At 61.2% G+C, this 6,271-nt stretch carries 8 protein-coding genes; all 8 read right to left on the reverse strand.

The window, feature by feature from the left end:
* A partial coding sequence (locus ACNA1V_RS17195) for a GTP-binding protein (RefSeq protein WP_415834805.1) occupies positions 1-119 on the reverse strand: 119 nt, incomplete at its 3' end.
* A gap of 74 nt (positions 120-193) precedes the next feature.
* Complete coding sequence (gene fusA / locus ACNA1V_RS17200) at positions 194-2,296, reverse strand: elongation factor G (protein WP_415834800.1); 2,103 nt, start codon at positions 2,294-2,296, stop codon at positions 194-196.
* A 27-nt stretch (positions 2,297-2,323) separates the two neighbouring features.
* Positions 2,324-2,794, reverse strand: a complete 471-nt coding sequence (gene rpsG / locus ACNA1V_RS17205) for a 30S ribosomal protein S7 (protein ID WP_068373042.1) — start codon at positions 2,792-2,794, stop codon at positions 2,324-2,326.
* A gap of 146 nt (positions 2,795-2,940) precedes the next feature.
* Positions 2,941-3,321, reverse strand: coding sequence for a 30S ribosomal protein S12 (rpsL, locus tag ACNA1V_RS17210; protein WP_068373045.1), 381 nt, complete (start codon positions 3,319-3,321; stop codon positions 2,941-2,943).
* A gap of 341 nt (positions 3,322-3,662) precedes the next feature.
* Positions 3,663-4,073 carry a YchJ family protein gene (locus ACNA1V_RS17215; RefSeq protein ID WP_415834801.1) on the reverse strand — a complete coding sequence of 137 codons (411 nt, stop codon included), beginning with the start codon at positions 4,071-4,073 and terminating at the stop codon, positions 3,663-3,665.
* A complete protein-coding gene (locus ACNA1V_RS17220) occupies positions 4,070-4,261 on the reverse strand; it encodes a hypothetical protein (RefSeq protein WP_415834802.1) in 192 nt (63 codons plus the stop codon). The genes ACNA1V_RS17215 and ACNA1V_RS17220 overlap by 4 nt, the downstream gene beginning before the upstream one ends.
* Before the next feature lie 105 nt (positions 4,262-4,366).
* A complete protein-coding gene (locus ACNA1V_RS17225; protein ID WP_415834803.1) occupies positions 4,367-5,326 on the reverse strand; it encodes an AEC family transporter in 960 nt (319 codons plus the stop codon).
* 99 nt (positions 5,327-5,425) lie between these two features.
* Positions 5,426-6,271 (reverse strand): MFS transporter (locus tag ACNA1V_RS17230; RefSeq protein ID WP_415834804.1); only part of this gene is annotated, 846 nt, incomplete at its 5' end.

The raw sequence follows: 6,271 nt of genomic DNA on the forward strand, positions 1-6,271 counted from the left end.
AATTGCTTGGACAGCACCGTGGCGATTGCCGCCGTCAGCGTCGTCTTGCCGTGGTCAACGTGACCGATCGTGCCGACGTTCACGTGCGGCTTGGTGCGTTCAAACTTACCTTTTGCCATGATTCATCCCTTTATCAATGCAAGGAAAACTTGTTGACGGCCATCCCCTGGCAGGGATGGCCGATGTCTTTGTATTACTTAGAACGAGCGGCGATGATTTCGTCGGACACGTTCTTCGGAGCTTCAGCGTAGTGCTTGAATTCCATGGTGTACGTTGCACGGCCTTGCGTCAGCGAACGCAGGTTCGTGGCGTAGCCGAACATTTCGGCCAGGGGAACTTCGGCCTTGATGACCTTGCCGCCGCCAACCATGTCGTCCATGCCTTGCACCATGCCGCGACGCGAGGACAGATCGCCCATCACGGTACCAGCGTAGTCTTCGGGCGTTTCCACTTCGACGGCCATCATCGGCTCGAGCAGCACAGGGCTGGCCTTGCGCATACCTTCCTTGAATGCCATCGAACCGGCCATCTTGAACGCGTTTTCGTTCGAGTCCACATCGTGGTACGAACCGAAGAACAGCGTTACCTTGACGTCCACCACCGGGTAACCGGCCAACACGCCCGCAGGCAGCGTTTCCTGAATACCCTTGTCCACTGCCGGGATGTACTCGCGCGGCACCACACCGCCCTTGATGGCGTCCACGAATTCGTAGCCACCACCCGGTTCCAGCGGTTCCAGCTTGAGCACAACGTGACCGTACTGACCACGACCGCCCGACTGCTTGACGAACTTGCCTTCGACTTCGTCGCAGGCCTTGCGAATGGTTTCGCGGTAGGCCACTTGCGGCTTGCCGACGTTGGCTTCCACGCCGAACTCACGCTTCATGCGATCGACGAGAATTTCCAGGTGCAGCTCGCCCATGCCGGAAATAATGGTTTGGCCGGATTCTTCGTCGGTACGCACGCGGAACGACGGATCTTCGGCAGCCAGACGCGACAGCGCCAGGCCCATTTTTTCCTGGTCGGACTTGGTCTTGGGCTCAACAGCCTGCGAAATCACGGGCTCGGGGAACTCCATGCGTTCCAGAACGATGTGATCATCGACGTCGCACAGCGTTTCGCCGGTCGTCACATCCTTCAGGCCCACCACGGCGGCGATATCGCCGGCCACGACTTCCTTGATTTCTTCACGGTTGTTGGCGTGCATCTGCAGGATGCGGCCCACGCGTTCCTTCTTGCCCTTGACCGAGTTGAACACGGTATCGCCGGAGTGCAGCACGCCGGAATACACGCGAACGAAGGTCAGCTGACCCACGAACGGATCGGTCATCAGCTTGAATGCCAGCACGGCCAGCTTTTCGCTGTCGTCGGCCTTGCGGAACACCGGCTCGCCTTCGTCATTCTCGCCCTGGACGGGAGGAATGTCGATGGGCGACGGCAGGAACTCGATCACGGCGTCCAGCATGCGCTGTACACCCTTGTTCTTGAACGCGGTGCCGCACAGCATCGGCTGGATTTCGCAAGCAATGGTGCGATCGCGCAGCGCCTTGACGATTTCCTCTTCGGACAATTGCTCGCCCTCGAGGTACTTGTTCATCAGGGCTTCGGACGATTCGGCCGCAGCTTCGACCATCTTCTCGCGCCACTCCTCGGCTTGAGCTTGCAGCTCGGCCGGGATGTCCTGGTATTCGAACTTCACGCCATGGCTGGCTTCGTCCCAGATGATCGCCTTCATCTTGATCAGGTCGATCACGCCCTTGAACGAATCCTCGGCGCCGATCGGCAGAACGATGGGCACGGGATTGGCTTTCAGGCGGTTACGCAGCTGATCGTAAACCTTGAAGAAGTTCGCACCGGTACGGTCCATCTTGTTCACGAACGCAAGACGGGGCACCTTGTACTTGTTGGCCTGACGCCACACGGTTTCGGACTGGGGCTGAACGCCGCCCACCGAGCAATAAACCATGCAAGCGCCGTCGAGCACGCGCATGGAACGTTCGACTTCAATGGTGAAGTCCACGTGTCCCGGGGTGTCGATGACGTTGATACGGTGCTCGGGGAACTGGCCGGCCATGCCCTTCCAGAAAGCGGTGGTAGCAGCAGACGTAATGGTGATGCCGCGCTCCTGCTCCTGCTCCATCCAGTCCATGGTGGCTGCGCCATCATGCACTTCGCCAATCTTGTGATTGACGCCGGTGTAGAACAGAATGCGTTCGCTAGTGGTGGTCTTCCCTGCGTCGATGTGGGCAGAGATACCGATGTTGCGGTAACGCGCGATCGGGGTTTTGCGGGCCATGAGAGTGTCCTTAATTTACCAGCTGGATTACCAACGGAAGTGGCTGAATGCCTTGTTGGCTTCTGCCATCTTGTGGGTATCTTCGCGTTTCTTCATTGCAGCGCCACGACCTTCAGCAGCATCCAGCAGTTCGCCGGCCAGACGCAGGTCCATGGACTTCTCGCCGCGCTTCTTGGCAGCTTCACGCATCCAGCGCATGGCCAGAGCCAGGCGACGCACAGGGCGGACTTCCACGGGCACCTGGTAGTTGGCGCCACCGACACGGCGGCTCTTCACTTCAACCAGGGGCTTGACGTTGTTGATCGCAGTATTGAAGACCTCGATCGGCTCTTTGCCGGTCTTGGCCTGGATTTGCTCGAGCGCGCCGTAGACGATACGCTCGGCAACCGCCTTCTTGCCCGAGAGCATGACGACGTTCATGAATTTCGCGAGTTCGACGCTGCCGAACTTAGGATCCGGCAGGATCTCGCGTTTAGGTACTTCGCGACGACGGGGCATTATTGCTTCCTTGTGTCTGTTCAGTTGAACCGCGCACTCTTTGCACGGCCACGGCCGCCCATCCGGGACGACCCCTTAATACCGCCACACAGTTCATTCTGCGCAACGGTTGCACGCTTTATCACCAGGGGTGAAAGTCAGACGAATTACTTCGCCTTCTTGGCACGCTTGGCACCATACTTGGAGCGTGCCTGCTTGCGATCCTTCACGCCTTGCAGGTCGAGCGCGCCGCGCACGATGTGGTAACGCACACCAGGCAAGTCCTTCACACGACCGCCGCGCACGAGCACGACCGAGTGTTCCTGGAGGTTGTGGCCTTCGCCACCGATGTACGAAATGACTTCGAAGCCGTTGGTCAGGCGAACCTTGGCGACCTTACGCAGAGCGGAGTTAGGCTTCTTGGGGGTGGTGGTGTACACGCGGGTGCACACGCCACGACGCTGGGGGCAGTTTTCGAGCGCGGGGCTCTTGCTGGACTCCCGGCTGACTTCGCGCGGCTTGCGCACGAGCTGGCTGATAGTTGGCATTAGCTTGAATATCCCTAAAATCGTCGCTACCGGCATTGAGCAGGGTCTACGGCACAATGCCCGGAGCATTCAGTACCCGATCGGGGATATCCGTTCCGGCACGCGCATTGCGCGTGGCCAGTGGTCGATCCCGTTCACGGGCGGTCCATACAAAAACCGCACGTAACGGCAAACCAGGCAGGCCGGCCGGAAAGAGCAGTTCTTGCTAGCGCAAGAGGCTTCCATGCGATTCTGGCAAATGAATATGACAGATTCATGCAGGACGCAGTACGCTAAGCCTTACAGTTTAGCTCAGCGTGTTTGGAATGGTCAAATACTATACAAACACAGGCACGGCAAGCTTATTCAACAAAATCGCCATCCACGTACAGCCAGATGCCGTCCTGGCGCTCGAAACGGCTGATTTCATGCAGACGATGCGCCCGGCCCTGCAATCGGCTGCGGGCGACAAACTCAACAATGGCGCGGGTCTCGTCCAGCTGTTCATGGCGCTTGATCTGCAAGCCCAGCCATTTCAGGCCCTCGGGTTCCGGCTCCAGCGCATCGGGCCGGGTCGCCGGGTGCCAGGTGTCGAGCAGGTATTGGCATTCGCCCAGGACGAAAGCACTGTAGCGTGAACGCATCAGTTCCTGCGCCGTCGGCGCACCCAGACGCTGCGGCCCCTGGTGCCAGCGGCCGCAGCACATGCCATATGCCGCCATGTTGCCGCACGGGCAAGGATCGCGAAGGGCAGCCGGCTTGGCGCGCGTCATGGTTCTGCCCCCTGCCCGGCCGGCACGCCGGCGCCAGGCGCCGCCGGCTGGCTGACCCAGACCAGCAGGGGCACCAGCACCAGGGCCAGCACCAGGGCGATCAACAGCCACTTGCGCAGCAAGGCGGCACGGGAGCATCGAGGCGCGGAACGGGCACTGGCGCCCGGCATCGGATTCGGATCAGTCATGGCGATCAGGTTCACACAGAAATGCTGGCCCGGGCAAGATATCCGGGCCAATCACGATGGGCAGCCGTACAGGCACATCACCGCACAGGCACATCTGCCCGGCTTTCAAGGCAAAGGCAGTACCGCAGGTTCGGGCAGCATGGGCATGACGATCATCAGCAACAGCGTGATCGTCACAAAAGAAGCCAATGTCGCCACCATCAGCGCTGCTGCAGCGAACTCCTCCTGCTGGTAGCGCTGGGCCAGGACCGCCACGATCGCCGCCGTCGGCATGGCCGCATACATGACGGCGGCCACGGCAAACTCGCGGCTCAGCACGGGAAACAGCAGCACCAGCAGCGCCATCAACGCCGGGTGCAGCAGCAGTTTTGCGCCAGCCGCACCCAATACGGCACGAAGATGATGGCCCAGACGCAAACCGTACAGGCTGCCCCCCACGGCAAACAGGGCCAGCGGGCTGGCGACCTGGGACAGCATCTGCACCATGCGCTCCGGCACGGCCGGCAAATGCCAGCCCATGAGGTTGAACAGCAGGCCCAGCGCCAGCCCCCACAGCAAGGGGTTGGTCAGCAGCGAGGTCAGCGAACGCCGCAAGGCCGCCCCGGCGCCACCTGCGCCACCGCTATCGGCATAGGCCAGCGCCCCCGGCATGATCAGGATATTTTCCACGATGAAGCACATGGCCAACGCCACTCCTGCCGTCGGCCCCAGCACCTGATACAACACCGGGAAGCCGATGAACGCGGAATTGGACGCGCCTACCGTCATGCCCAGCACACCCGCCTGGGCGGCGCTGGCACCTTTGAACTTGCGCGCGTAGCCGGCAGCGCAGAGCATGGTCAGCACCCCTCCCGCCGCATAAATCAGGACATAGTTCCAGTCGATGCCGGCATTGGCATGACGTTGCGTCAACGAGGCAAAGAGCAACGACGGCATACCGAACAACAGGACGAAACGGCCCAGCACCCGGCTGTCCGATTTCTGCATGACACCGAACCTGACTGCCGCATAGCCAACGGCAACCAGCAAATAGATAGGCCCGGTGATGGTGAGGATGTGCAACATATCAAGAATGGAAATCCAGCTGCCTGCTCTGCCCAGCCCCATGCCCGGCAATCTGGCGGTTCCGGCCAAGCCGGAATCGCGATGGAATAGCCGCCTATTCTACCCAGTCCCGGACCGGCTCAGGCCTGCCTCCGCCTGCCTGCGACCACGCGCCATATCCAGCGGCCGCAGGCAAGCCAGCCCGATCACGAACAGCAAGGTCGTTGCCAGGATCGCCAGACGTTGATTGCCGCCGCTGCCCCAGACAATCAAACCGTACATCATCGGGCCAATGATGCTGGCCAAACGCACCGCCAAGGTCCATAAACCGAAGAACTCAGCCATACGTGCCGGCGGCGCCAACAGCGCCGCCATTGCCCGGCCCGCCGACTGGCTGCTCCCCATGCTCAAGCCCGCCAGCGTCGCCGCCACCCAGAACAGCGGCTTGTCCGTGGCCGCCGCTGCCAGCAAACATGTCAGCATCCACCCCAGTAGCGTGATGGAAAGTGCCCGTTTGTGCCCCATCCAATCCTGGGCATGCCCAAACACCACGGCGCCCAGCGCGGCAGCCAGATTCAGGGCAAAGATCATGAACATCGTTTCCTGAGGCTCGAAACCTATCGCCTGCTCGGCATAGATTGCCGCCAGCGTGATGGCAACGGCCACGCCGCCCTGATACGCCACGGTCGCTGCCAGCAGCCAGCGGAAATCCTCAAACTCGCGTACTGCCCGCCAGCTTTGGCGCGCGCTGGCCCACACCCCCTGCCTGTTGCCTGCCAGTGGCATGGCGCCGGCATGCCGTTCACGCAGCCAGAAAAATGTCCCCAGCGAGGCCAAGCCGAACATGGCGGCAGTCATCAGCATGGTCATTGCCACAAAGTGCGCCGCCGGCCTGCCCTGCGCCTGGGCCCACAGCACATAGGCCAGACACAGGCCCAGCGTCAGCATCCCGCCCAGGTAGCCCAG

This window comes from Kerstersia similis (assembly GCF_965139615.1).
Classification (GTDB): domain Bacteria; phylum Pseudomonadota; class Gammaproteobacteria; order Burkholderiales; family Burkholderiaceae_B; genus Kerstersia; species Kerstersia similis.

Bases quoted from the DNA above. Each gene is read 5' to 3' on its own strand.
- ACNA1V_RS17225 (WP_415834803.1), bottom strand. From the start codon at position 5,326: ATGTTGCACATCCTCACCATCACCGGGCCTATCTATTTGCTGGTTGCC.
- fusA (WP_415834800.1), bottom strand. From the start codon at position 2,296: ATGGCCCGCAAAACCCCGATCGCGCGTTACCGCAACATCGGTATCTCT.
- ACNA1V_RS17220 (WP_415834802.1), bottom strand. From the start codon at position 4,261: ATGACTGATCCGAATCCGATGCCGGGCGCCAGTGCCCGTTCCGCGCCT.
- ACNA1V_RS17215 (WP_415834801.1), bottom strand. From the start codon at position 4,073: ATGACGCGCGCCAAGCCGGCTGCCCTTCGCGATCCTTGCCCGTGCGGC.
- rpsL (WP_068373045.1), bottom strand. From the start codon at position 3,321: ATGCCAACTATCAGCCAGCTCGTGCGCAAGCCGCGCGAAGTCAGCCGG.
- rpsG (WP_068373042.1), bottom strand. From the start codon at position 2,794: ATGCCCCGTCGTCGCGAAGTACCTAAACGCGAGATCCTGCCGGATCCT.